The 25291-nt window shown below is 67.4% G+C and carries 18 protein-coding genes and 1 pseudogene; 2 read left to right on the plus strand and 17 right to left on the minus strand.

Annotated features, from left to right (window positions below):
• Positions 1-2: 2 nt before the first annotated feature.
• The 10 genes from P3L18_RS03615 to P3L18_RS03660 all read right to left on the minus strand — a co-directional run bounded on the left by P3L18_RS03615 (position 3) and on the right by P3L18_RS03660 (position 12631).
• Entirely contained in the window at positions 3-1721 is a 1719-nt protein-coding gene (locus P3L18_RS03615; RefSeq protein WP_276113260.1) for a thiamine pyrophosphate-binding protein, read from the minus strand.
• Entirely contained in the window at positions 1718-3325 is a 1608-nt protein-coding gene (locus P3L18_RS03620; RefSeq protein WP_276113261.1) for an NAD(P)/FAD-dependent oxidoreductase, read from the minus strand. The genes P3L18_RS03615 and P3L18_RS03620 overlap by 4 nt, the downstream gene beginning before the upstream one ends.
• A complete protein-coding gene (locus tag P3L18_RS03625; protein ID WP_276113262.1) occupies positions 3322-4128 on the minus strand; it encodes a cyclase family protein in 807 nt (268 codons plus the stop codon). The genes P3L18_RS03620 and P3L18_RS03625 overlap by 4 nt, the downstream gene beginning before the upstream one ends.
• A 97-nt stretch (positions 4129-4225) precedes the next feature.
• Positions 4226-4636, minus strand: coding sequence for a PaaI family thioesterase (locus P3L18_RS03630; protein WP_172398924.1), 411 nt, complete (start codon positions 4634-4636; stop codon positions 4226-4228).
• Positions 4633-6918 (minus strand): FAD-dependent monooxygenase, encoded by a 2286-nt coding sequence (locus tag P3L18_RS03635; RefSeq protein WP_079931289.1) that lies wholly within the window; start codon positions 6916-6918, stop codon positions 4633-4635. Before P3L18_RS03635 ends, P3L18_RS03630 begins: the two co-directional genes overlap by 4 nt.
• 10 nt (positions 6919-6928) lie before the next feature.
• On the minus strand, positions 6929-7171 hold the full coding sequence (locus P3L18_RS03640) for a hypothetical protein (RefSeq protein WP_079931290.1): 243 nt from the start codon (positions 7169-7171) through the stop codon (positions 6929-6931).
• A 40-nt stretch (positions 7172-7211) separates the two neighbouring features.
• Positions 7212-8537, minus strand: a complete 1326-nt coding sequence (locus tag P3L18_RS03645) for a phenylacetate--CoA ligase family protein (RefSeq protein ID WP_079931291.1) — start codon at positions 8535-8537, stop codon at positions 7212-7214.
• Positions 8538-8788: 251 nt separating this feature from the next.
• The gene (locus tag P3L18_RS03650; protein WP_276113263.1) at positions 8789-10522 is read right to left on the minus strand and encodes a flavin reductase; all 1734 of its coding nucleotides are present in this window, start codon (positions 10520-10522) and stop codon (positions 8789-8791) included.
• Positions 10519-11745, minus strand: coding sequence for a styrene monooxygenase/indole monooxygenase family protein (locus P3L18_RS03655; protein ID WP_276113264.1), 1227 nt, complete (start codon positions 11743-11745; stop codon positions 10519-10521). The genes P3L18_RS03650 and P3L18_RS03655 overlap by 4 nt, the downstream gene beginning before the upstream one ends.
• A 76-nt stretch (positions 11746-11821) precedes the next feature.
• Entirely contained in the window at positions 11822-12631 is an 810-nt protein-coding gene (locus P3L18_RS03660) for an SDR family oxidoreductase (protein WP_079931866.1), read from the minus strand.
• 235 nt (positions 12632-12866) lie between these two features.
• Between P3L18_RS03660 and P3L18_RS03665 the strand changes: the two genes are divergently transcribed.
• Positions 12867-13946, plus strand: a complete 1080-nt coding sequence (locus P3L18_RS03665) for an AraC family transcriptional regulator (RefSeq protein ID WP_276113265.1) — start codon at positions 12867-12869, stop codon at positions 13944-13946.
• A 144-nt stretch (positions 13947-14090) separates the two neighbouring features.
• Here P3L18_RS03665 and P3L18_RS03670 read toward each other — a convergent pair whose 3' ends face one another.
• The 3 genes from P3L18_RS03670 to P3L18_RS03680 all read right to left on the minus strand — a co-directional run bounded on the left by P3L18_RS03670 (position 14091) and on the right by P3L18_RS03680 (position 18526).
• Positions 14091-14819 (minus strand): tellurium resistance protein, encoded by a 729-nt coding sequence (locus P3L18_RS03670; RefSeq protein ID WP_276113266.1) that lies wholly within the window; start codon positions 14817-14819, stop codon positions 14091-14093.
• Between the two features lie 72 nt (positions 14820-14891).
• Entirely contained in the window at positions 14892-16844 is a 1953-nt protein-coding gene (locus P3L18_RS03675; protein WP_276113267.1) for a hypothetical protein, read from the minus strand.
• Positions 16845-16849: 5 nt separating this feature from the next.
• On the minus strand, positions 16850-18526 hold the full coding sequence (locus tag P3L18_RS03680; RefSeq protein WP_276113268.1) for an Hsp70 family protein: 1677 nt from the start codon (positions 18524-18526) through the stop codon (positions 16850-16852).
• A gap of 77 nt (positions 18527-18603) precedes the next feature.
• Between P3L18_RS03680 and P3L18_RS03685 the strand changes: the two genes are divergently transcribed.
• Positions 18604-19125, plus strand: coding sequence for a nucleotide exchange factor GrpE (locus tag P3L18_RS03685; protein ID WP_276113269.1), 522 nt, complete (start codon positions 18604-18606; stop codon positions 19123-19125).
• Between the two features lie 4 nt (positions 19126-19129).
• Here the strand turns inward: P3L18_RS03685 and P3L18_RS03690 are convergent, their stop codons facing one another.
• The 4 genes and pseudogenes from P3L18_RS03690 to P3L18_RS03705 form a co-directional block, all read right to left on the minus strand.
• Positions 19130-21220 carry a prolyl oligopeptidase family serine peptidase gene (locus tag P3L18_RS03690; RefSeq protein WP_276113415.1) on the minus strand — a complete coding sequence of 697 codons (2091 nt, stop codon included), beginning with the start codon at positions 21218-21220 and terminating at the stop codon, positions 19130-19132.
• A 528-nt stretch (positions 21221-21748) separates the two neighbouring features.
• Positions 21749-23037 (minus strand): annotated as a pseudogene (locus P3L18_RS03695) (DUF222 domain-containing protein).
• A 390-nt stretch (positions 23038-23427) separates the two neighbouring features.
• A complete protein-coding gene (locus tag P3L18_RS03700; RefSeq protein WP_276113270.1) occupies positions 23428-24663 on the minus strand; it encodes an NADH:flavin oxidoreductase in 1236 nt (411 codons plus the stop codon).
• A complete protein-coding gene (locus tag P3L18_RS03705) occupies positions 24660-25244 on the minus strand; it encodes a TetR/AcrR family transcriptional regulator (protein WP_079931294.1) in 585 nt (194 codons plus the stop codon). Before P3L18_RS03705 ends, P3L18_RS03700 begins: the two co-directional genes overlap by 4 nt.
• Positions 25245-25291: the final 47 nt, after the last annotated feature.

Below are 25291 nucleotides of genomic sequence, written 5' to 3' on the forward strand. Positions count from 1 at the left end.
GCTCAGTGCCCCGCGAATGCCTCCGCCAGCCACCACGCGCCACCGTCGGCTGCGATTTTGGCGTCGATCACCAAGGGCCCGACGTCGGAGCCCGACACCGCCGCGGCCACCCACGTGCGGACCGGTTCCAGGTCGTCGAGGGACCGTACCGTCACGCCGGTTGCGCCATAGCCTGTGGCGATCGCGGCGATGTCGACCTCCGGGAAGGTCACCGTCGTCATGTCCGCGTCACCGAAGTGGTGGACCTCGGCGCCGTAGGCGGAGTCGTTGTAGACCACGATCGCCAGCGGAATCCGCAGGCGTACTGCCGTTTCCAGCTCCGAGATCGCCATCAGGAACCCGCCGTCACCGGTGCCGAGCACCGGCAGCCGGTCGGGGCGGGCGGTGGCCGCGCCGACCGCGGTGTAGAGCCCGAGGCCGATGGACTGGAAGGCCTGGGTGAAGCAGAAGCCAAACTCGTCGGGCACGCTCAGATGTGTCGACGGGTAACCCATGAAGTTGCCGGAGTCGATCGAGACGATGCGGTCGGCGGGCAGCACGTCGTCCAGGGCGATGGTCAGCTTTCGCGGATCGATCTGCTCGGTGGTGGAGATGTCGTCGACGGGGACGTCACGCCAGCGCGAGGTCGCCGCGATCGTCGCCGCGACCTCGGGGGTGCGGTAACCCGTCGGGGTCAGGTTCCCCCGCGCCGACAGCACGTCCAAGGCGTCTGCGGCGGTCAGTGCGCAATCGCCGATGACGCCGAGATGCACCGCACGGTGGGCGCCGATCGCATCGACGTCGACATCCACCTGCGCGACAACGGTATCGGAGCCGATCAGCTTGCCGTGACGCATCGTCCACATGTTCAGGGCGCAGCCCCAACCGACGATCAGGTCGGCCCCGGCCACGAGGTCGGCGGTCGTCGCCGACGAGAAACCGCCGGAGATGCCCAGCGAGAACGGATTTCCGGCGAACAATCCGTTCGCGACGGCCGAGGTGGCCACCAGGGCGCCGGTCGCCTCCGCCAATGCCGCGATCTGCGGTCCGGCGTCGCGGGCACCGCGTCCGGCGACGAACACCGGTCGCGCTGCCGCAGCGATGAGTGCCAGCAACGAGGCCACCGAGCCCTGGTCGGGACGCACCCGCGGGCGGGTGAGGTCGGCGACCACCGGCCCGGACACCGACGCGGGCGAGCCGGCGACGTCAATCGCCACGTTGAGCACGACAGTGCGACGCTGCGTGATAGCGGTTCGCATGGCCCGCACCACATCGGCGACGACGGTGTGTGCGCCGTGGACGCGCTCACTGACGGCGCCGACACTGGTGACCAGTGCCGCCTGATCGATGCGGAAGTTGGAGCGCAGGTCGGCGCTGGGGGCGTCGGCGGTCAATACCAGCATCGGGGTGCGGCTCTTGGCGGCTTCACCGATGCCCGTCATCGCATTGGTCAGGCCGCACCCCTGGTGCAGCGACACGACCCCGACCTTGCCCGACATCCGCGTGTATGCGTCGGCCATCGTGGCCGCGCCGCCCTCGTGGCGGGCGGCGGTGTATCCGACGCCGCCGGCGCGCAGGGCGTTGGTCATCGCGAAGTTGCCGCTACCCACCACACCGAAGACGTGACCCACACCGAGGTCGGCGAGGACGCGCCCGACGACGTCGGCGACGGTCGGACCGTAGGTCGACGGCGCTGTGGCAGAACCGGAGTGGGTGTCCGGGGCCGGTGCGAGAGAGGTCATGAGAAGAACCTTCGGATCGGGTTGCGGGAGGCCGGGGCAAGCAGATGCTGGGCGACGAGGTGTCCGGAGCCCGCACCGAGGCCGGGACCGGGATGGGTGGACGCACCGATATGCCACAGGTGCCCGACCGCGGTGCGGTGGCGGCCCTGGGAGGTGATCGGACGCCACCGCAGATTCTGGTCGAGTTCGGCACTGCCACAGTAGGGATCACCGTTGACCGCGTTGGCGTTGTGGGCTGCGAGATCGGCCGGTGAGAGGACATCGGACGCCAGAATCGTCGACGTGAAACCCGGCGCTAATGCCTCGATCTGGCCCAGCACGCGATCGACGTATCCTGCGGTGACCTCCGGAGTCCAGGCGCCGGCGGTCGCGATCTCGGCGGCTGCGTCGCTGGTAGGATCAAACGGCAACTCCTGCAATTGAATCCAGAGCGTCGACTTGCCCGCGGGGGCGCGGGAGGGATCCAGCAGGGACTGCTGGCCGACGACGATAGTCGGCCGCGCCGGCAGCATCTGCGCCTGCGCCTGGGCGCACGAAACACCCATCGTCGACGAGCCGTCTGTGACGTGGATCAACGGGACCTCACGCAATCGTTCGTCGGTCCAGGCGACCGGGGCGTCGAGGGCGAGGTGGATCTGCATCGCCGCACGCCCGTACCGGTACGTGCGTGCCTGCTCGAACGTGTTTGACGACACCGCATCGCGCGGCAGGAGCTGGGTATAGAGGGCCTGCGGGGTGACTCCGGCGACCACCGCGTGATCGGCGAGGTACTCCTCCTCGGCGGTTCGGACTCCGGTGGCGACGCCGTCGCGGACGACGATCTCGGTGACCGACTGCCCGAGTACCACCTGGACCCCGTGGTCGGCGAAGAGTTGGCTGAAGGCGTCGATGAACTTCCCGGCACCGCCGCGCACCACGGGCAGACCGAACTCGTGCATGGTGCCGGCCATCAGCGGCAGCATGACGCCGCCGGTCGCCGAGTCCGGGCCGAGGCCGGCGTGCAGCAGCCACGGCGACCACAGTCGGTCGGTCTCCCAGCCGGCGAACCGGCCGTCGAGATAGCTCCGGCCACTGGCCAATCCGTCGCGGATGAGGGCTTCGGTGCCGGCGATGCGCTGCCCCTTGAGGGTGGTCAGGGCGAGTTTGGCCATCGACGCCGGATCGAGTTCGGCACCGAGCGCGCCGAAGATGGTGGCCGCCCGGCTTTCGAGGTTGCCGAGCATGCCCAGGTAGGCGTCCTTGTCTTCAGACGCCGAGAAGCCGGCGAGGGTGGCGTCGACGTCGCGGTAGGCGACGGCAACCTGCCCGTCGGTGCCGGCGCCCGCGGTCACCGCACCGTCGGTGTTGTCGTAGGCGAGCCCGCGGGCGTGCAAGGCCTCACCAAGCACCGCGTAGGCGCCGCCGGAGACGAACAGCGGATGCCACGAGGAGAACGTGTCGTGGATGAAGCCGGCGGCCGTGCGCTCACCCGAGCCGATGAAGCCGCCCAACACCGGATTGGCCTCGATCAGGGTGACGCTGCGGCCGGCCAGTGCGAGTTCGGCGGTGGTGACCAGTCCGTTGATGCCGGAGCCGATCACCACCACATCGCTGCGCGAACTCATGCGCCCGACCCCGTCTCCAGCAGCGCCAGCACGCGCGACGGGCTGCCGGTGCCGCCGACGATCGGCAGTGGTGCGACCACCAGCATCGCGCCGGTTGCGGGGAGTTGCCCCAGGTTGCGCAGTGAGGTGATGCCGTACTTGTCGTTGCCGAGGAAGTGATAATGCACCGGGAAGGCGGGCTCGAAACCGCCGGCCATCCCGGCGTCGACGCCGACGGTTTCCACGCCGAGGCCGGTGATGGGACGCTGCGTGGCCAGCCACTGCGCGCACTCGACGGCGACACCTGGTGTGTGCGAACCGGTCTCGTCGGCATTCAGGAACTCCTGCTGCGATCCGCCGCGGACCTCCCAGCCGGTGCGCAGAAGCACCCAGGCGCCCTGTGGCAGGGCCCCGTGGGCGGCTTCCCACTCCCGCACGTCGGCGACAGTCAACAGGTAGTCGGGATTCTCGGCGACCTTCTCGGTCAGGTCGATCACCGCGGCCGGACCGATCAGCCGCTGTACCGGGATCTGCGACACGTCGTGTCCGTCGCGGCCGCTGATCCAGTGGATGGGTGCGTCGAGATGGGTGCCGATGTGCTCGCCGGTGTGAATATTGTTGTGCCGCCAGAACGGACCCGGCTCATTGTAGGCGCTGACCTCCTCGAGACTGAAGTCGATGAGGTTGACGAACGGGTCCGGCAGCACCAGGGCGGGGGTGTCGCTGCTGAGTGGGGTCGTCAGATCCAGGACGGTCACCGAACCGTCGGTGAGTGCGCTGAGGAAGGACGCGACGGCGCTGGGGGTGGTGAGTGACTCGGTCATGGTGGGCCTTTCGTCGGCCGGAGAACGGGCGAGTGGAGCGGGTGCGGTAGCGGGGGTGGACAAGTGTTGAAGGGGAGTCTAGTGGCCGGGCTGCGGCTCAGCTCGGCGTTCGCGCAAGGTAATTGGTGACACGGATACTCGAGAGCAGGGTGCCGTCGTCGGCCCGCAGGTCGACCTGGTGCACCGTCAAGCGCCGCCCCAGCGACACCGCACGGCAGTCGGCGTGGACCTCGCCGGTGTCGGTGCCGCCGACGTGGCTGGCGGTCAGTTCGGTGCCCAACGCCACCCGCCCGGCACCGGCATGCACCGACGCCGAGAGGGAGGCGATGGTCTCAGCGAGCGCGGCGTACGCCCCGCCATGTACCCTCCCGGTGACCTGGGTGTTGCCGGCCACCGGCATCACCGCACGCGAATGCGCGGCGGAGAGCTCGATGACACGGATACCGAGGGTGTGATCGAGCGGGCCCTGGGGGTATCCCAGCGCCTGCTCGACCAGATCGGTGGTCACGGGGTCTGCTCGCGCCGCCGCGCGCTGCGGCCCGAACGGTACTGCTTGGGCATCGGGCCGGGGCGATACCCCTGATCCAGTGCGGCATTGAGCGTCCAGTACGGGTCCACCAGATGTGGCCGGGCGATGGCGCACAGGTCGGCGCGGCCGGACAACACGATGGTGTTGACGTCGTCGACCGAGGCGACCGCGCCGACGGTGATGGTCGGGATGCCCAACACGTTGCGGATGCGATCGGAGAACGGCGTCTGGTAGAGCCGGCCGTAGGCGGGCTTCGCCTTGACCGAGGTCTGCCCGGTCGAGACGTCGATCAGGTCGGCGCCGTGCTCGGCGAAGATCGTCGACATGGTCATCACGTCGTCGTCGCTGATCCCGTCGTCGACCCAGTCGGTGGCGCTGATGCGGACGCTGATCGGGCCGTCGAACACTTCACGCACGGCGTCGAGGATCAGGGTGCCGAAGCGGGCCCGGTTCTCGATCGACCCACCGAAGTCGTCGGTGCGCTGATTGGTCAGCGGCGAGAGGAACGCCGAGAGCAGATAGCCATGGGCGTAATGCAATTCGATCATGTCGAAGCCGGCCTGCGCGGCGCGGATCGCCGACTCCCGGTACGCCTGCACCATCGCACCGATGTCGTCGACGCTCATCTCGCGCGGCACCTGGCTGTCGGGACGGTAGGGGATCGCCGACGGCGCGAGGATCTCCCAGGCGCCCTCCTCCAGCGGGTCGTCGATCCCTTCCCACATCACCTTGGTGGCACCCTTGGGGCCCGAATGTCCGAGCTGCAGAGCGATTTTCGCGTCCGAGGACTCGTGGACGAAGTCGACGATCTGCGCCCACGCGTCACGTTGGTCATCGTTCCAGATGCCCGGGCAGCCGGGCGTGATGCGGCCGTCCTCGGTGGGCGCGGTCATCTCGGTGACGACCAGGCCGGCACCGCCGACCGCACGCGAACCCAGGTGCACCAGATGCCAATTGCCGGGCACGCCGTCGACCGCACTGTACTGCGCCATCGGCGAGACGACGACGCGGTTGGGCAGGGTCAACCCGCGCACGGTGAACGGGTAGAACATCGGCGGCGTCGACGGGTCGACCGGCACCCCGGCACGGTTGTCGGAGCCGGCGAACCACTCGTCGAGGCGGCCGACGAAGTTCGCGTCGCGCAGTTTGAGGTTGTCGTAGGTGACGCGCTGGCTGCGGGTGAGGAGTTGGAACACGAACTGCTCGGCCGGGATGTCGCGATAGCGGTCGATGTCCTCGAACCACTCCATCGAGGTCTGCGCCGAGCGTTGCAGGGATGCGGCGACCGGCATCCGTTCGCTCTCATAGGCTTCGAACGCTGCGCCGACCTCATGGGCTTCGGTGACCCCGCGCAGGGCACTGGTCAGGGCGATGGCATCCTCCATCGCCATCTTGGTGCCCGAGCCGATCGAGAAGTGTGCGGTGTGTGCGGCGTCGCCGATCAGTACCGTGTTGCCGTCATGCCAGGACTTGTTGCGGACGACGGTGAAGTTCAGCCAGCCGGAGTTGTTGCCCAGCAACGGATGTCCCTGGAGGTAGTCGGCAAAGACCTCCTCGCAGAACTTCAGTGACGCCTCGTCGTTCTCCCCGGGCCGCCGCGGCACCTCGGCGTAGACGTCGAGGCCGGCGTTGCGCCAGGTCTGTGGTGAGCATTCGACGATGAAGGTCGACGTGTTCTCGTCGAATGGGTAGATGTGTGCCCAGAACATGCCGTGTGGGGTGTCGCGGAAGACGAACCGGAAGCAGTCGACCGGCGTGGTGGTTGCGAACCACACGTACTTCGACGGCCGCCGATCCAGGCTCGGCGAGAGCGAATCAGATAGTGCAGCACGGGTTCCCGAGTTGACGCCATCGGAAGCGATGACCACGTCGCTGATGGCGCGCAGTTCATCCAGGTCGGGTGCCTGTGTCTGAAACTCGACGTCGACCTTGAGTTCGGTGGCGCGCTCGCCGAGCAGTGTCAGCAATTGCTTGCGGGCCATCGCAGCGAAGGAGTGACCGTCAGAGCGGTCGATGTGACCGTGGTAGTCGACATCGATCGGCGCCCAGTAGCGGTAGTGGCTGCGCATCCGGTCCAGCAGAACCGGGTCGGCGGCCTCGAGATTGGACAGCGTGTCGTCGGAGAACACCACGCCGAAGCCGAATGTGCTGTCGGAGGCGTTGCGTTCGTAGACGGTGATGTCGTGCGACGGATCGTGCTGTTTGAGCAGAATGGCCGACAGCAGGCCGCCGGGCCCACCGCCGATGATCGAGTACTTCACGGTGTCTCCCTCAGCAGTTCAGGTCGGTGAGCGGTTCGAACTCGACGGCCAGATCGGTCAGCACGAGGCTGACCGCGGCCAGGGCGGCTCGCGCGTTGGATGCCGCGCACGGGGCGATCGAGTCGTCGGCTACCAGGCGCTTGAGCGCCTGGTAGACGTCGAGCAGGGTGGATTCGGTCGAGTCGAGTGGCGTGCCGAGGAGATCGGTGCGCGCCGCCGACCCGCCGAGCGTGACGGTTGCGTTGGGGGACATGACTGGTGCCTTTCTTCTTCAGTTCGCCTGGGCTCGACCGTCAGCGGTTGTCGACGAGACGCTTGGCCTTGAGCTCGAAACGGGGCAGCGTGCCGGCGTCGGCACGTTCGATGTGGAATCGCAAACCTTCGTGTGCGTCGGCGAGTTCGCGTCCGAGCTTGTCGGCGACGCCTTTCCAGGTATCGTCGGTGACCGAGGTGAACGGTTCGGCGGCCAGAAAGATCTCGTCGCGGATATCGTGGCGTTCGATGCGGATCTGGAATTCGTCGATCTCGCCGAAGGTCCGCACGATGCTCTCCACCGCACGCGGGTAGACGTTGGTGCCGCGCACCAGCTTCATGTCGTCGACCCGGCCGAGGATGCCGCCCTCATAGAGGTCCCAGGTGCGACCACTGCCGGCGACGGTGTGCGGGACCTTGACGACCATATCGGCGCTGCGATAACGGATCAGCGGGATGGTGGCGCGTCCGAACGAGGTACAGACGCGCTCGCCGCGCTCGCCGTAACCGAGTTCCTTACCGGTTTCCGGGTCGATGACCTGCTCGATGAAGTGGTCTTCGATGATGTGGCAGCCGCCGGGCTGATCGGCCGGCTCGAACATGAAGATGGTCGAGACCTCGGTCATGCCCGCAGTGTCGAAACACTTGGCACCCCATTGGCTTTCGATCAGCGCCTTGGTCTCGGGGATGGAGCCGGCCGGTTCGCCGGAGAGGATGACTGTGTGTACTTTGCTGGTCGGCAGGTCGATGCCGAGAGCTTGGGCCTCCTGCGCCAGGCGCAGCGCGTAGGTGGGCGTGGAAGCGACGACGGTGGCGTCGAAGTCGATGATCTGCCGGATGCGCTGGGTGGTGTTCTGGGCGCCGCCGGGGATGGTCAGCGCCCCCAACTTCTCCAGGCCGTTGTGCAGCCCCCAGAAGCCGATGAAGGAGCCGTAACCGAAAGCGACATAACCGATGTCGTGTGGACGGACGCCGGCGCCCCAGAGCGCGTAGCACCACATCTCCGCCGACCATGCCCAGTCCTTGCGCGAATCGAGTGCGCGCAGCGGGGTCTTGCCGCTGGTGCCGCTGGTGGTGTGCATGCGGATGGCGCCGACGTGATCGGTGACCGGCAGTTCACCATACGGCGGGAACTGCTCCTGGCTGCGCATCCAGTCCTCGCGGGTGAGGAAGGGGATGCGGTCGATGTCGGCGCGCGTCCTGAGCTGCTCGGGCGAGAAGCCGGCTGCGGCGAAGGTCCGCTGGTAGAAGGGGCTGCGCGCGGCCGCCCATTCGGTCAGGCGCCGCAGTTTGGTGAGTTGCAGGGCGTCGAGTTCAGCACGATCGAGCTGCTCGGTCTTGGGATTCCAGAAGGGCTGGTCGTTCATCGGAACTCTTCTCCATCTGTGGTGGCGGATGGGCGGATGGGGTGCGGTGCACGAGGAGTGGAGGTGGCGTCGGGGTGGACTCCGAAGCCTGGCGGGCGGGGCTGGTACCGGTGGCGGCGGCAACAGCCGCCATTCGATATTGCGATATTTTGACTGCCGTCGCAACAGCGATATATGAAGGTTTACACGTCCGTAACCACGGCCGGTGGTGGCGTGGGTGGGAGTGGGTGGCGGCCGCCCGCCACTGTCGGTCAGGTGTAGTCGGGATGCGTCGCGACCAGGCGATAGCCGCCAGAATGGAACACCAGCGGGTCGCCGCCGGGTGCGGTGAACTCCTCGATCTCGCCGAGGAAGATCACGTGATCGCCGGCGTCCACACGCGCCACGGTGCGGCATTGGAACTGTGCGACAACGCGATCGAGCAGTGGCGTGCCGCCGACGCCGTCGCGATGCTCGACCCCGGCGAACTTGTCGTCCGACGGCGTGGCGAACTGTCGGGACAGGTCGTGCTGGTCGGCGGCGAGGATGTTCACCGCAAACCGTCCGGCCGCCGTCAGATCGGCCAGGCTCGGCGCGGTGCGGGCGGGGCAGAACGAGACCAGCGGCGGATCGAGGGACACCGAGGTGAACGAGTTGGCGGTGAGCCCGATCTTGCGGCCTTCAGGCGATTTTGCGGTGATCACCGTGACGCCGGTGACGTACTGGCCCAGTGCCCGACGCAGTTCGCGCTGGTTGAGCACCGACTTGGCCTCTCGGCGGGCGGTCTCGACCAGTCGCTGGGCTTCGTCGGCAGAGAACCACCAGCCCTGCACGGTGCGCGGATCGTCGAATCCGCGAACCACCGCATCGGCGACCGTGGACAACTCCGAGGCATTGCCGAACACCGCCGCGATGTGGTCGGGGATGCCGCCGAGGACGCTGTTGGTCCACGCTACGGACCACTGACCCCAACCGCGCCAATACTTCTCGAAGGTGCGGTTCATCCAGGCGGCATCGAACGGGCGGTCGCCGCGCGCGAGGATCGCCTGGTGATAGGTGTGGGCCGAGTGCACCGCATTGTTGCTCCCCTGACCGGTGATCGGGTCGTTGAGTACCACCACGTCGGCCATGCCGAGTACCCGTCGTCCGTTGCACAACTGTGCGACCGGATGCCGCACGGTCGGGGTGACGGCACCGTGCAGCGTCGCATTGAGGTCGGTGAGGGCGATGTCGGCGGCCTGGGCGGCGATATCGGGGAAGTGCTCGGTCAGTGCGTTGGTGACGTAGTCGAGCCGCGCGGCTGCCGTGCTCAGCTCGCTTGCCGGATCCAGTGGACCGCCTGGTACCGCCTCGATCAGGATGATCTGACACGTCCCGCTGACGGTCAGCGCCGGCATCGTCAGGCACTCGCCGACGCCGGGCACCACGGTCATGGTCAGTTCCGCAGTCTCTTCGACATCCATTCCCGAGACGTAGACCAGGGTGGACACCCGCTGCGGTGCGTCGTAGACGGTGCGGTTGCCGTCGACCGAGAATAGCTGGGCGAGTGTGCCTTTGCCACTGGCAGCGATGGTCAGATCGTGGGTTTCGCTCAGTTCCTCGAGTTCGGCGGTACCGACCTCGCCCAGGCGCAGCGTGCCGCCGAGTTCGGTGAAGTCGTCGATCCACCGTGCGCACTTGAGTCGCTGATCCAGCGACGCGGCATGCTCGTCGAGTTTGCCAACCAACGACACCGCAGGCGACGGGGTGCCGCCGCCCGTCGGAGCGACCCTGATCGCCATCCGGTTGATCGCGGGCACATCGCCGGGCCAGTGATCGAGTCCGAGATCGGATTCGATGGCCAATGCCGAAGAGAACATGCACTGGCTGGAAAGTACTGGGCCGGTACGGATGTCATTGGCGCTGCGATCGGTGGCCAAGGTGACGTCGTAGCCGTCGCGGCGCAGGGCCAGCGCGAGTAGTGCGCCCGACTGGCCCGCCCCGACGATCGCGATCCTGCGGCTCATGACGCCACCGGTTGCAGGTACTCCGAGGCGGCCAACGCCGGGTCCATGAACCAGTTGAAGAAGTCACGCGGGTCGTCGAAGCCGTTGGCGAAGCGGCGGGCGATGCGGCTGTCACCGGTGGCGCCACCGAGCAAGGCCAGGACGTGCTCCGGCGGCGGCGAGAGCAGCGCGTTGGTCCAGTCGACGACGTACTTGGCGTAATCCCAGTAACGTTCGAAGGTTTCGGACATGAAGGCCGCATCGAACGGTGCATCGCCGTGTTCGAGGATGCTGGCCAGATACGAGGAGGCGCACTTGCTGGCGTTGTTGCTGCCCTGTCCGGTGATCGGATCGTTGAGCACCACCACGTCGGCCATGCCGAGGACCGGCGCGCCTGAGGGCAGTGTCGCGACTGCGTGTCGGATGGTGGGCGGGAACCGGCCGGCGAGGGTGCCGTTGGCGTCGGTCAGTTCGATGTGTGCCGAGCGGGCCGACTCCCACGGGGTGAAAGTGTCGACGACCCACTTGGCGCGTTCGAGATGCTCTGCGGGACTCGATATGTCACCCCAGCAATCCATCGGCCCGCCGGGGATCCCCTCCATCACCATGATCTCGCACGGACCGGCGGTGGTCAGTGCCGGGAATACGAAGTACTCGCCGACACCCGGGATCAGGTTGAACGCGACCGACGAATAAGGTTCGCGGGGAGGCATTCCGGTGACGTAGGTCAGGGCGAGGGCACGTGCGGGTGCAGTGTGCACCGAGCGGGCGTCATCGCGGGCGAACATCTTTGCGATCTCGCCCTTGCCTGCTGCGACGATCACCAGATCGCTGGTGGTGGCGTAGTTCTCAAGCGCTGCGACATCGGCGGCGGCGATCACAAGTGTGCCGCCGCGACGCTCGAACTCGTCCATGAACTTCGGCATCTTGACGCGTTGATCGACCGACTGGGCGGGCAGATCCAGGCGTGAGGACCAACTGAAGGCCGGGGTGCCGTCCGGGCCGGGTACGGCGAAGCCGATGCCCTCGACAGATGGACAGTCCTTTGCCCAGAAGTCCAGTCCCAGAGCGGCCTCGCGAGCCAGAGAGGATCCGAACATGCACTGGCTGGAACTGACCTTGCCGCCAGCGATCTGTTCGGGTGTTCGGTCGGAGACGATGGTGACGTCATAGCCGTTGTCCAGCAAGCCGATGCCGAGCTGGAGGCCGGACTGTCCGGCACCGATGATGGTGATGGTGGTCATGGGGGTGATGCTCCTCAGTAGACGGTGGGTGGGGATGACGCGAGTGGAAATACGTTGGGGTGCTGGATGTGTCAGGTCACTCGGCGAGCAGCGGGATTGCCGGCGCGGCGCGCTCTGGTCCCATGGCGGAGTACCCGCCGTCGACGGCCCAGTCGGCACCGGTGACGCCGGAGGCCAGATCGGAGGCGAGGAAGGTGATCACATTGCCGACTTCGTCGGGGTCGCCAACGCGGCCGTTGAGGTGAAAGGGGGCGGCTACCGCGTCGGTCTTGGCACGGTCGTCGCCGGAGAGTTCGCGCATGATCTTCGACCACGTCCAGCCAGGGCTGACCGAGTTGACGCGAATGCCGTCGGCCGCGTAGTCCATCGCCATTGACCGGGTCACCTGCACGACGGCGGCCTTGGACGCGGGATAGACCCAGCGGCCGGTCTGGGCGATTTTGGACGAGATCGAACCGAAGTTGATGATCGCGCCACCGCCGCGGGCCTTGAGCTGGGGGCGGACGGTTTCACTGAGCATGACCGCGCTGACGAGGTTGACATCGAGTGCGGCCAGCCACTGCGAGCGGGTGGTCGCAGCGCCCTCGTCGAGATACGAGCAGGCGAGGTTGACGAGGATGTCGATGCCGCCGAAGGTGCCGACCGTGGTCGAGACGGCCGCGGTCAACGACGCGTCGTCGGTGAGGTCGGTCTCGACGAAGATGATGCCGGCGTTGGTCTCGGCCAATGCCTTGCCGCGGTCGGCGTCTATGTCGGCGACCGCGACCTGTGCGCCCGCGGCGCGAAGGCGGTGCACGACGCCCCATCCGAGGTCGGTGGCTCCGCCGGAGACGAGCGCGACACGACCGGCGAGTGAGCCGGCGGCTGGGCTGGTGGTGGATGTCATGTGTCTCTTCTCCCTGGTTGGGCCGAAACCGCCGGATCGGCGATGTGGTGTGGGCCACGCTAGGCAGCGCAGACGTGCCGGTCTATGCGCGATGCGCAGGCTCTATCCGGAACGCGCAGCGGTGGAAAACGTTGACATCGGGGAAGCAAATACGGAACAGGCTTTTAACACGATTCTGTGACGACGGTCAGAATTGCGCAGTAGCGTGGCTGTCACACTCACGGAAGACGGCCCCATGATCTCTGCAGAGCGACGTACCCGCGACTTCTCCGCCATCGATCTCGCCGGCCCCGATCGCGACGGGGACGACCTCGGTGCGCTTTCGTGGACCAGGCCGGTGGTCCCGTCGACACCGCTGTCGAACTTCGAACTGGCCTACGCCGACGATGTCGACGCCGCGCGCGCCAGCGTCGGGGACGCCTTCTGCCGCCACGGGCTCGCGCCGATGGAACGCGCCGACGGATTCATGGCGCGTTTCCACGGCGTCCAGCTCGGCGGCGTCGGACTGTACTACCTCGACTACGGTGCCAGCGTCCGCATCGATCCGACCGCCCTCGACGATTTCTATCTGGTTCAGATCCCACTGTCTGGAAGTGCGGTGATCGTCGGCGAAGACTGGGACATGGTGTCCACGCCAAAGTCGGCGTCGGTGCTGCAGCCCGATGAGAAGATCTCGATGCGCTGGGCGGCGGGCAACCGGCAACTACTGGTCCGCATCGACAGCGTTGTGCTGCACGAGCAGCTCCGCAAACGACTGGGGCGCATTCCGCGCCAGCACCTGCGATTCGCGCCGGCCCTGTCGACCACGAGCCACGCCGAGCGTGCGTGGCTGGCGTTGGTACACACCCTTGTCGACAGTGTGGATACGTTGGGTCCCCACTCGAATCAGCTGGCGGTCGGTGAGCTCGGCGCAGCCGTCGTCAATCAACTGCTGCTGAGTCAGCCGCACAACTACAGCGCCGAGGTGCACGGCATCAGCGCGGCGACGCCGGTGCCCCGTGCGGTTCGACGCGCCGCGGACCTGCTCGCCGAGCGCGCCGATCAGCAGATCAACATCCCCGACATCGCCGACGAAGTGGGGCTGAGCGTGCGGTCGCTGCAGACCGGATTCCGCACCCACTTCGAGACCTCGCCGACCGAGTACCTGCGCACCGTCCGCCTGGAACGCGTGCGGACGGCGTTGATCGATGCCGACGCCACGCGCGCCACCGTCGCCGACATCGCGCTCCGTTGGGGATTCGTGCACCTGGGCCGGTTCGCGGCCACCTACCGGGCCGCCTACGGCGAGAGCCCGGCGACGACCCTGCGGCGGTAGTCCCCAAACTACCCGTCGTCGACCCCGAAATTCCGCCCGGGAGCGGGGTTCGGATTGCGTATTGCAATCGGTGTCCGGCTCCCGGGTGGAATTTGGGCGGCCGGGGCGGTAGCCAGGGTGGAATTTCAGGCCCGGGACGGCCCGCTACTTGCGGCCAGCCTTCCAGTTCAGGCCCCAGCGGTAGGCCTCGTCGACCTTGGACTGTGACCCGCGGATGTAGCGCACCTCGCGATTGACGACGAGTTCGCCGCCGCGGTTCTCCAGCAGTGCGATCGCGCACGAGATGGCGCCCTGATCGGCTTCGTCGAGGCGCACCTCGATCTGCGGTCCGCTCGCCGGGAAGAGGGTCACCACGCCGTTGGCGCTCGCCCAGTTGGGGGTGCCCTCGTAGATGTAGGCGAAGATCAGCACGCGACGGATCTGATTGGACGCCGACAGGTCGATGTACATGTTCTCGCCGCCGGTGTTCGAACCGGAGCGGTCGTCGCCGTCGAGCCAGATGATCGACCGTCCCTGGTACGGCGCCTGGAACGAGTTGCCGAGGGCCTGCACGATGCCCTTGCTGCCGTCGGTGAATTCCCAGAGGCAGGCGAGGTCGAGGTCGACGCCGGTGGCGCGCTTGAACAGTCCGCCCTTGGAGCCGGCGGTCCAGTTGAGGTTCACCCGGACCTGACCGGTCGCCGAACCCTGCTTGGTCAGCGACACGCTCGGCGCGGACTTGGTGAGTGTCACCTTCGACAACGACACCGGCGGCTGGGCTGGAGCCTGGTTCGGGTAACCCTGCGGCGGTTGCTGATACGGCTGTGCCTGTGGAGTCGGCTGTGGCTGTGGGGCCGGCGGCGTCTTTGGTCGCTTGGTGTAGTCGATTCCCATGGCAGGTGATTCCCCTCTGAATCAGGTGGTCGAGGTCGGTGATGTCCGATTCGGCGAATTCAGCCTAGCGAATCACGGGCGTGGGTTGGTGTTCGTCGCCGGCAGGGCCGCGCGCGCTCGGGGACCGAAGGCGGCGGCGACGGTCAGCGCGCCGCTGCCGTCGCGCCGGCACGCCGCCACCGCGATGTGCCCGGGACGTGCGATGGAACCGGGGATCGCGAACCCGCCGTCGATGGCGTAGCGGGTGTTGGTGATCTTCTTCGCCCACGCCGCCGGGTCGGTCGGCGACTGCGGAGGTGCATCCGCCCGAATGACGACGAGGGCCTCGGTGACGCCGTCGGGCCACGCGAAGATCACCCGGTCCCCGTCGACGCGGACGTCGGTGACGGCGGGCAGATTGTCGGTCGGTGGCGTGGTGGGAGCGGTGGGTGTTGTGGGTGCAGGGCCCGGGGGTCGGGGCGGGGGCGGCGGGTTACCGGAGATCGCGACGTCGGAGTGCACGCCCGCGCGGGTTGCGGTGACCTCGTAGGTGGGCAATGGGGTTGCGGTGCCGACGCCACCGTCGTCGAGTGCGGTCTCCGAGGTGCGGCCGACCACCTGCCTGCGGCCGTTCGGCTCGACGCGGGTGACCCGATAGCTCACCCCCGCGGAGGGTGAGGGTTCCCAGCTCACCCGCACGGTGCCGTCGACCGCCTCGGCCCGGACCTGCGACGGCGCTGCGGGGCGCGGCTCCGCTGACGCTGCCGCTGCCGGAGGCGGCCCTGGTGCCGGGGCCGGTTCGGGTGGCGGGGCGGTGGCGTCCAGGGTTCGCTGGGCCTCGTCGGCGACCGCATCGATCTGACGGAGTGCGGTGGGGTCGTCGCCGGCGGCCGCGCGCGCCTGTGCACATCGCCGTCGGGCTTCTTCGGGACGACCTTTGCGCAAAGCCTGTCTCGCCGAGCGCAATTCGCGCTGCCAGTCGCCTGATTCCGGGGCGGCGGCCGGCGGCGCAGGCGGGGTGGATGTGGGGCTCGTGGCCGCCGGTGGAGGGCTCGGCTCCTCGACGGCGCCGTCGTACTCGGCCGCGATCGTGGCGATCAGCCGGCGCGCGTCGCGGGTGCCGAGACCGAGTTCACGCGCCTCGTCGAGCATGAACTGGTGATCGTCGGGGTGCAAGCGATCCTCGACGAGGATCGCCGCCCGGATACGGGGCCGCAGATGTTCGGTGACCCGGTCGGTGACCGAGGCGAGGTACGCGTCGGTGACCTCGACGGGTCCGAGCAGGATCTCCTCGATGTCGATGAGGAGCTCGTCGACGATGGCGCGCATGCGGCCGGCGGGTAGTTCCCGTGCGCGGTGGCGCATTCCGTCGACGCGCAGCCGGATCTCGCCGCGGTCGGCGGCGTTGTCGGAGGTGAGATCGAGTACCGCGAGCAGTGTGTGGGCAGGCGGTCCGCTCCGGCGGCGGCTGAACTCGGTGAGCAGCTCGGTGATCTGGGAGAGTTTGTGGGCCGACAGCGTTTGCGGCGCGGCAGGAGTGGAAGCCGTTGCCCCGGAGGGGGTATCGGACACCACGCGGTGTCTGCGCAGTCGGGTCGCGACCTCGTCGGTACTGAGTCCACCCATCGCCCCGATCTCGTCGAGACCGGCGCGCTTTCCCTCCGGGATGTCGCCATAACGGGCGACGAGGCGTTCGATCGCGCTGTCCAACAACTGATATCGCTGCTCATCGAGCGCGGTGCGGCGCGCCTGCACGGACCGGGCCAGCGTCACGCGGCGAACCGACTCACGTAGCGGTGCACTGCGGTCGCCGTGTTCGGCGACCAAATGCTCCACGAGCATCCGGTACTTGGGGTGATCGCGTTGTTTCTGCCAGAACGCCCACACCTCGTCGATCCGGGCGGCCACCTCGGGGTCGGAGAGGGTGGCGGCCTCGGCGATCGGGATGTCGTACAGCTCGAAGGGGTCGGATTCCTCGACGCCGCCGCGGCGTTCCACCGCGGCGAGGACGCGTTTGCGGTAGTCGTTGCCGACGAAGGGTTCCACGGCGCTCAGACGTCCCGGCGTCGACTGCGGTGGACCTGGTCGAGTTCCCGCGCGACCTCCGACTGGGACAGCGTCGCACCGGTTTTCGCGGTGAGGGTCAGCGGTATGTCCGCCTCGACATGACGGGCTCTGACGTGCAGCACGCCGTCGAATCCCATCTCGAAGGTGACCCGCACCTCGCTGTTCTCGTCGTGGCCGGGCGGGATGTCCTCGATGGCGCCCTCGATCAGCATCTTCGCGTCGCGCGGTGAGGGCGAGACCTCCTGCCCGAGTTGTTCGACCACGGTCAGCTCGATGCGCCGCTGGTCGGCGCGCACCGTCCCGAAGGAGCGCTGGACGCGGATCGGCAAGGGCTGGTTGCGATGCACCAGCCAGGTGACCTCGAGTTCGCCGTTGCGACCGCTGACCGCGAGTACCCCGAAGCCGCGAGAAACCACGGTGTCGACGCTGATCTGGAGCATTCGACGGACTCCGGCGACCGGTATCGCGAACGCCGCGGCCACCCGGGCGGCGGCCTCGTCGACATCGGCCGGCGCGGCGTCGACGAGCGTCGCACCGGGCGCCAATCGACCTCGGGTGATCAGGTCGGCGGTGACCAGACGCTCGATCTCGAGTTTCTCCCCGTAGATCGCCGCACCACGCGCGACCGCCAGATCCGGATCGCGCAGTTCGGGGGTGATCCCGAGCCGCGCCGTGATCTCGCGTGTCACCGCAGGCATCCGGGACGAGCCGCCGACCAGCAACACCCGATCCACCTGTGCCACCCCGCGTCGGCGGGCGCCGGCCACACACGAGTCGGTGAGATCGAGGGTGCGTGCGAGGAGTCCGGCGGTGAGTTCCTCGAGTTCGGTGCGGGTCACGGTCAGTACCGACCGCACGCCGTCGTGCGAGACGATCACCGATGTCGAGTTTGATTCGCTGAGTTCGTGTTTCGCACGTTCGGCGGCCATGATCAGGGCCTGCGAACCGGCCGAGTCGTCGAGGGGATCCTCGGCGTCGGGGTGCTCCTCGCAGAACTTCCGCGACAGGTGCAGGGCGAGTCGCTCGTCCCAGTCGGCGCCGCCGAGCTGATGGTCGCCGTCGACGGCAAGCACCGAGATGCGCCGGTCGGCGAGTTCGATCACCGTGGCGTCGAAGGTGCCGCCGCCGAGGTCGTAGACGAGGACCGTCTCGTCGGGTGTGGCCGTGGCGACGGTGTCGGTCAACCGGCTGAATCCGTAGGACAGCGCCGCCGCGATCGGCTCCGACAACACCCCGGCGACGTCGAGTCCGGCGTAGGTACCCGCCTGGATGGTGGCGCGGCGTTCCTCGTCGCCGAAGTAGGCGGGCACGGTGATCACCGCGCGCTCCACCTTCTCGCCGGCGAATTCGGCGTTGGAGACCAACGATTTCAGGATGAGCGCCGAGATCGCCGGGGCCGACCAGCTCCGGCCGTGGGCGACGAATCGCCAATCTGCATCGCCCATGCGACGTTTGACGAGCGCACACACGTTGTCGGGGTCCAGTCGTGCCTGCCTGCGGGCACCCTCGCCGACGACGTGGTCGTGCGCCGACGGCAACAGCACGACCGACGGTGTCGTCGGCGCACCGTTCCAGTCGCCGATCACCTCGGGCCGTCCGTCGCGGTCGATCGCCGCGATCGCCGAATTCGTCGTGCCCAGATCGATGCCGTATACGCCCACGGTCGGGGATCGTAACAGCGCGACGCGCCCCGGGCAGGCGCCTGCATGTCGGGAACGCCGGGTTCTACGCTGGTCGGATGACCGAGGGTGCAGGCGACGTCGCCGGTGCGGACAACGTGGGTGGTGCCGATAACGTGGGTGGTGCCGACGAGGTGGCCGAGCCGTTCCGCCGCCTCGACGAGCGGCTCGAGGATCTCGGGCGGGTGATTGCCCGGCAGTCGCAGTCGCTGGACCGGCTCCTCGACGCCGAGAAGAAGCGGTCGGCGCGCGATGCGGCCGGCGCGGACCTGGCCCTGCTGGTGGACCTGCTGGCGCTCCACGGGGACGCCGCGGGCTGTGCGTCATCGTCGACCGACGCCGCCGACCGCGCCGCGTTCACCGCGCTGGCCGACGGCCTCGAACGCGTGATCGTCGGCCGCGGAGGCACGCTCGTGACACCGCGGATCGGCGACGACTTCGACGCCGTCACCATGGACGCCGTCGACACCCGGGAGACCGGCGCGGCCGACCGGTCACGGACGGTCGCCGACGTTCTGCGGCCGGGACTGAACGTCGGGCCGCGGTCGGTGCGGCCCGCGGCGGTCATCGTCTACCGTTGACCGCTCATTGGTCGGCCGATCCGATGGTGCGCCACAGGAATTCGTACGCCAGCGCCGACTTGAAGGCCGCCTGCTTGTTGTCGGCGGCACCGCCGTGCCCGCCCTCGATATTCTCGTAGTAGCGGACGTCGTGACCGTACTCCTCGAGTCGCGCAACGAGCTTGCGGGCGTGCCCGGGATGGACGCGGTCGTCGCGGGTGGAGGTGGTGACGAGAATCGGCGGGTAGGTCTTCTCGCGTGTGAGGTTCTGATACGGCGAGTACTCACCGATGTAGGCCCACTCGTCGGGGTCGTCGGGGTTGCCGTACTCGGCCATCCACGACGCGCCCGCCAGCAGCAGGTGGTAGCGACGCATGTCGATCAGCGGGACCTGACACACCAACGCGCCGAACAACTCCGGATATCGGGTGAGCATCACGCCCATCAGTAGGCCGCCGTTGGAACCGCCCTGCGCGCCGAGTTGGGCCGGGGTCGTCAGTCCACCTGCGACGAGGTCCTTGGCAACACTCGAGAAGTCCTCGTACACCAGGTGACGACCGGCCTTCTGGGCTTGGGTGTGCCAGGCCGGGCCGTATTCGCCGCCGCCACGGATGTTGGCGATGACATAGATGCCGCCGCGTTCGATCCAATTGCGTCCCGAGAGCGCCAGATAGCCCGGCGTCAGCGAATTCTCGAAGCCGCCGTAGCCGTAGAGCAGTGTGGGGCCGCTGGTCACGTCGCGGCGCCGGATCACGAAGTAGGGGATCGGGGTGCCGTCGTCGGACGGGGTGAAGAACTGTTCGGCCACCACCGATTCCGCGTCGAAGAACTGCGGGGTCTGTTTGATCACGGTGACCTCGGTGCCGCTGTTGCCGTGCAGCAGGCTCGGTGGCGCGGTGAACGACGTCGCCGACCAGAACACCTCGTCACTGTCGTCGGGATCGGTGTCGAGGACCGAGACGGTCGCGAGTTCGGGGAGCCCGGGTTGTGGCACGACCGTCCAGTCGCCGAGAGTGCGCACGGTCACCTCGGTGTGCACGTCGTGGAGGGTGAGCACGATCAGGTGTGACCGAGTGAAGGAGAATGACTGCAGGCTGGTGTGCGCGTCCGGGGTGAACAGCACCGTGTGTTCGCGCGCCCCGGCGAGGTAGGACGGGTAGTCGAAGACGAGCAGAGTGCCTGCCGGATAATCGGTTCCGCCGACTTCCCAGTCCGAACGGGGGCGGACAAACATCCAATCGTGGTGCACGCTGACGTGGGCATCGGTCGGCACGTCGAGCAAGATCTCCTCGGTGCCGCGGAGCTCGTAGGTGAGCTCGTTGAAGAAATCCGTTGCGCGCGAGACGAAATGACGCTCGAATCCAGGCGTGTGGTCGTACCCGGCGCTCACCGCCACATCGTCGACAGAGCCGGCGAACACCGTCGGCGCCGCATCGACCGGAGTGCCGCGCGTCCACCGTTTGATGACGCGCGGATACCCCGAGGTGGTCAGTGATCCGTCGCCATCGGACTGTATCCCGAAATCGGTTCCGACATAAACGGTGTCGCGGTCGATCCAGGAGATCGACGACTTCGCCTCGGGGAGCGTGAAGCCGTCGTCGACCCAGCTACGGGTCGCGACGTCGAACTCCCGGACGACGGCGGCGTCGGCACCGCCACGCGACATCGAGATCAGGGCGCGGTCGTACCCGGGCCGGTTCATGGTCGCCGATTTCCACACCCAGTTCTCGTCCTCGGTAGCGGCGAGGGCGTCGACGTCGATGAGGACATCCCACTCGGGGGAGTCGGTGAGGTATTGCTCGAGCGTGGTCCGCCGCCACAGTCCGCGGGGGTGCGCCGCGTCGCGCCAGAAGTTGTAGAGGTACTCGCCCCGGCGACGCACGTAGGGGATGCGGTCGTCGGTGTCGAGGATCTCCAGCGCTTGCGCTTCGAGCTGGGAGAACCGGTCCGAATCGGTGAGTTCGGCAAGGGTGGGCGCGTTGTGGTCACGCACCCAGGCGAGTGCCTCGTCGCCGGTAACGTCCTCGAGCCACAGGTACGGGTCGTCGGCGGAGGTGGTGGTGTTGCTGTCGGTCACCTCGCCAACGTACCCGGCCGCGGCCGGCGCGTCCCACATGCCACATGCTGAGCTCACACGTCGACCACGAACTTTCCGACCCCGTCCGTCTCGTCCAATGATGCCGGGCGCTCCCCAACCCAATGGTCGAGGTGACCCGCAACGGGATGCACCTGCCGTGCCACTCCCGATGGTCGAGGTATGGGCGAGGTGCCGAAGAGCGCCAGAGACGAGACTCGAGACACCGTGCGCCGAAATATATTCGGTCCACGGTGGTGCGAATCCAGCACCGGTGCAGTCGGTCTCGAGGCTCGCCGCACGCGGCTCGCACCTCGACCAGCGGGGTATGCTCCCCTCGAACGATGCTGACGCCCTCTCCACCCGGTGGCCTCCCCTCCCGGTGGTCGAGGTGCACGGCGCCCCTGGCGCCGGGCCTCGAGACCCCTTGTGCCGAAAGGATTCCGGGCCACGGACGGCACGACACCTCGACCATCGGGTGGGGATTATCTCTATGGAGTTCTCAAACAACAGATGCGGTCCCGGCCGGGCCGGGTGCAGGGAATCAGGCTGTAGTAGAGGCGCTTCGGGTCAGGCTGCTGCGTCGTCGAGTCGCATGGTGCGTCGGTGATACGACGGCACCGGCCGGCGTTGCGGATCGATGCTGGCGGGTGGAATCAGCCAGGGATGTCGGTCGAATCCCATGATGATGTCCCACCCGTGGTGGTGCACATCGTCGTGGCAACTGGTGCAGAGGAGGCAGCCGTTGTCGAGGTCGGTGGGCCCACCCTTACTCCAATGCTCGAGGTGGTGTCCTTGGCAGCGTCCGGCGTGCGCACCGCATTTGATGCACCCGCGGTCACGCACCAGCAACGCTTTCCGTTGTCCTGGGGTGAAGAAGCGTTTCTCTTCACCAACACTGAGGGGCACCCCGTTGGGATCGAGCATGATTTTCGTGATGGTGGTGTCACACGACAACATTTTGGCGGTGGCTTCGGTGATGGCACCCATGTTCTGCAAGTTCCCGCCGAGCGCGGGGTTGTCCGCCGACCACGTCCATAACAGTCCGTTGGTCGGTTTCGCCGAGAAGGTGGTGTCGGCCAATCCTTGTGCCGCCAACTCCACGATCGTTTCGAATGCGGCAGCGCAGATTTGTTCGGGTGTCCGCGGATCGGGGGACCCATCGGGCTGAGGTTCGGCGCCGACAAGGTGTCCATCAAAGTCCGTGTCTTTTCCCCGGCGACGATGTCGAGGTTCGCCGAGATCTCCAACCGTCCGTCGTCGGTGATGCGGTCGGTGTAGGAGTTGATCGACTTGTCCTCGGCAGCCGGTAACCCACCGGGTGTCTCGGCCGCCAGCTCGTTCCCCAGCTGCCGCGAGTAGAGGTTGATCTCGGCGGGGGTGAAACCGGCGAAGTAGTGCGACAGCAGCTTCCGCAGGTATTCACACCGTTGCACGGTGTCGACGGGTTCGGGGCATCGGGTGTCGATGTGCGCCAATCCGCGGACGATGGCATCGGTGTGTTCGGACGAGATGGACCCATCCGCCGCGTGCGCCAACAACAGATCCACATCGGTGGTGGCGGCAACCCGCACATATCGCGAAGCGACGGCGGGTGCGCAACCCATGCTGATCAACAACTCCCGCAGCCGGGTCGTCTTGTGATCGGCCACGCCCAGCCGGTCCATTTCACCGGTGAGGGTGGTCGCGTGATGATCAACCAGGTTCCGCAACAACAGGACTTGCTTCATCGCACCGAAGGCCTGGGGTCCGGTCATGTCCGGATTCCATTGCAGGTCGCTGAGTCGGGTGACGATGTCGGCGAAAACTGCTTCGGCGTCGACAGTTCCAGCGTCGAGAGCTTCAGTGGTGTCGATCATGGCCCCTCCCCGGTCGCTGATCGGTGTGATGGGTCCACTCTACTCGAACATGTGGATTAGGGCAAGGGTGTTCGATAGTTCTGTGGGGGGAAATATGCTTGTGGACAACGGGTTTCGGGGGTGGGCTGGCGGCAGTTTTCTGTCGGTGGGATGTGGTAGGCGGTGCGGTTTTCGCTGCGGCTGTTCGATGTGGTTGGGAAGCGTGTTGTCTCACCGGGTCTCGAGGCCCGGCGCCTTGGGCGCCGTGCACCTCGACCATCGGGGGGAAGGCCCGGCGCCTGGGGCGCCGTGCACCTCGACCATCGGGGGTCTCGACCAGCGGGGGAAGGGGCACATGACCATGGTGTCGCTCATCGCCGATTTCCAGGAGTCACATCGTGTGCGGTGGTCTCACCCACGTACCGGGCACTCGGTGCGTGTGTAGATCGTCGGCATGCACAGGTTGCAGTGGATGCATTGCGACGTCGTCGACGGGTCGGCGCTGATCCGTTGTGGCAGATCGGGTTCGCGGAGTAGGGCGCGTCCCATGGCGAGGAAGTCGAAGCCCTCGGCGAGCGCCGCATCCATGGTGGCACGGTCGGTGATGCCGCCGAGCAGGATGATCGGCAGATCGACCGCCTCCCGCAGCCGACGTGCCAACGGCAGCAGATAACCGGGGTGGTACTCGTAGTGCTTCAGGAAGAACGGGCCTGCGGCCTTCAGCCCCCAGCGCATCGGTCCGGTGAACGCGTCGGCGAACGCGGTCCGCGGCGCCTGACCGTGAAACAGGTACATCGGGTTGAGAAGTGAACTGCCCGCGGTGGGTTCGATGGCGTCAAGGTATCCGTCGGCTTCGAACAGCCGCGCCGCCGCGCACGCCTCGTCGACGTTGAAGCCTCGCCACCGGCGTGCGGGTGCGCCGACGGCTCCGACGCCGTCGTACATGTTGAGCTTGACCCAGATCGCGACATCGCTGCCGACCTCTTCGCGCACCGACTCGAGTACCTCGCGGGCCAGCCGGGCGCGGTTGACCAACGAGCCGCCATACCCGTCGCGACGGCGGTTGAGTAGCGGGGACAAGAAGCTGCTGAGGAGATAGTTGTGGCCGCAATGGATTTCGAGTGCATCGAAGCCGGAATCGACCGCGATGCGTGCCGCGCGGGCGAATGTGGTGCGCAGCGCGGCGATTTCCTCGACGGTGGGTGAGTGCGTCATCGACATCCCCATCGGCGCCGGGATCGGTGAGGCGGCCAACGCCCGGGCCCTGTTCGACACCGAGTTGGCGACCGGACCGGCGTGACCCAATTGTGCTGCCGCACGGGCACCTTCGGCATGAATGGCCTCGGTCAGCAGGACCAGTCCGGGCGCGGCCTCCGGGCGAAGCCAGATCTGATGCCGGTCGGTGCGGCCCTCCGGGGAGATCGCACAGTAGGCGACGGTACTGATCCCGACCCCGCCTGCCGCCACCTCCCGGTGAAACTCGATGAGATCGTCGGTGACGAGGGCGTCGGGGGTGCGGCCCTCGAAGGTCGCGCACTTGATGAGGCGATTGCGCAGGTGCAGTGGACCGAGCCGGGCGGGCGCGAACGGGTCCGGCGCTGAGGGGTCCGGCGCTGATGAGTCCGACGCAGTGGTGTTGGTGGTCATGACAACTCCTTGGAGACAACCGGTGCGCCGAGTCCGGCGACCACGAACGCGCGCAGTGCCGCGATCGCGTCGTCGGAGAGGGGCCCGTTCCCACCGAAGCGGTGGAGGATCAGCGTGAACGCGAGCGCCCACCGGCGTCGTGCAGCGCGGGTGTCGAGGCCGGGAACCAATGGCGTGAGCAGATCCACCCAGTCGTCCAGACGGAACCAACGGCGCGTCCACGCCGCGTCGCGATGGGCGTCGACGAAACGGGTCAGCAACTGCAGATGCAGATGACCGACGGGGTCGGCCCGAAGGCGGACGAGCGGGTCGACGACGAGGTCGATGAGGTCGGCGATGGTGTGGTCGGCGAGGTCGACGCCGCCGAGGGCGTCGGCCCAGAGCGGTGCCAACCGGTCTTCCAGCAGGGCCGCGACCAGGTCGTCCTTGGATCCGAAGTGATAGTGCACGGCCGCCGGATTGACCCCGGCCTCGGTGCAGATGGCCCGCACCGACACCGCGTCGGGTCCGTCGGTCAGGAATAGTCGTTCGGCGGCCATCAGCAGGTGTTCGCGCGTCACCTGGGCGCGTGTCGGTGCCATGCCTGTCGATCAAAGCAGATCCCCATCACTGATTCAATCAGTGATGG

Origin of the sequence: Gordonia sp. N1V (genome assembly GCF_029269935.1) — a bacterium.
Classification (GTDB): domain Bacteria; phylum Actinomycetota; class Actinomycetes; order Mycobacteriales; family Mycobacteriaceae; genus Gordonia; species Gordonia polyisoprenivorans.

Bases quoted from the DNA above. Each gene is read 5' to 3' on its own strand.
- P3L18_RS03620 (WP_276113261.1), bottom strand. From the start codon at position 3,325: ATGAGTTCGCGCAGCGATGTGGTGGTGATCGGCTCCGGCATCAACGGA.
- P3L18_RS03670 (WP_276113266.1), bottom strand. From the start codon at position 14,819: ATGGGAATCGACTACACCAAGCGACCAAAGACGCCGCCGGCCCCACAG.
- P3L18_RS03705 (WP_079931294.1), bottom strand. From the start codon at position 25,244: ATGGCACCGACACGCGCCCAGGTGACGCGCGAACACCTGCTGATGGCC.
- P3L18_RS03650 (WP_276113263.1), bottom strand. From the start codon at position 10,522: ATGAGCCGCAGGATCGCGATCGTCGGGGCGGGCCAGTCGGGCGCACTA.
- P3L18_RS03625 (WP_276113262.1), bottom strand. From the start codon at position 4,128: ATGACCGAGTCACTCACCACCCCCAGCGCCGTCGCGTCCTTCCTCAGC.
- P3L18_RS03685 (WP_276113269.1), top strand. From the start codon at position 18,604: ATGACCGAGGGTGCAGGCGACGTCGCCGGTGCGGACAACGTGGGTGGT.
- P3L18_RS03615 (WP_276113260.1), bottom strand. From the start codon at position 1,721: ATGACCTCTCTCGCACCGGCCCCGGACACCCACTCCGGTTCTGCCACA.
- P3L18_RS03690 (WP_276113415.1), bottom strand. From the start codon at position 21,220: ATGTGGGACGCGCCGGCCGCGGCCGGGTACGTTGGCGAGGTGACCGAC.
- P3L18_RS03665 (WP_276113265.1), top strand. From the start codon at position 12,867: ATGATCTCTGCAGAGCGACGTACCCGCGACTTCTCCGCCATCGATCTC.
- P3L18_RS03645 (WP_079931291.1), bottom strand. From the start codon at position 8,537: ATGAACGACCAGCCCTTCTGGAATCCCAAGACCGAGCAGCTCGATCGT.
- P3L18_RS03640 (WP_079931290.1), bottom strand. From the start codon at position 7,171: ATGTCCCCCAACGCAACCGTCACGCTCGGCGGGTCGGCGGCGCGCACC.
- P3L18_RS03660 (WP_079931866.1), bottom strand. From the start codon at position 12,631: ATGACATCCACCACCAGCCCAGCCGCCGGCTCACTCGCCGGTCGTGTC.
- P3L18_RS03655 (WP_276113264.1), bottom strand. From the start codon at position 11,745: ATGACCACCATCACCATCATCGGTGCCGGACAGTCCGGCCTCCAGCTC.
- P3L18_RS03700 (WP_276113270.1), bottom strand. From the start codon at position 24,663: ATGACCACCAACACCACTGCGTCGGACTCATCAGCGCCGGACCCCTCA.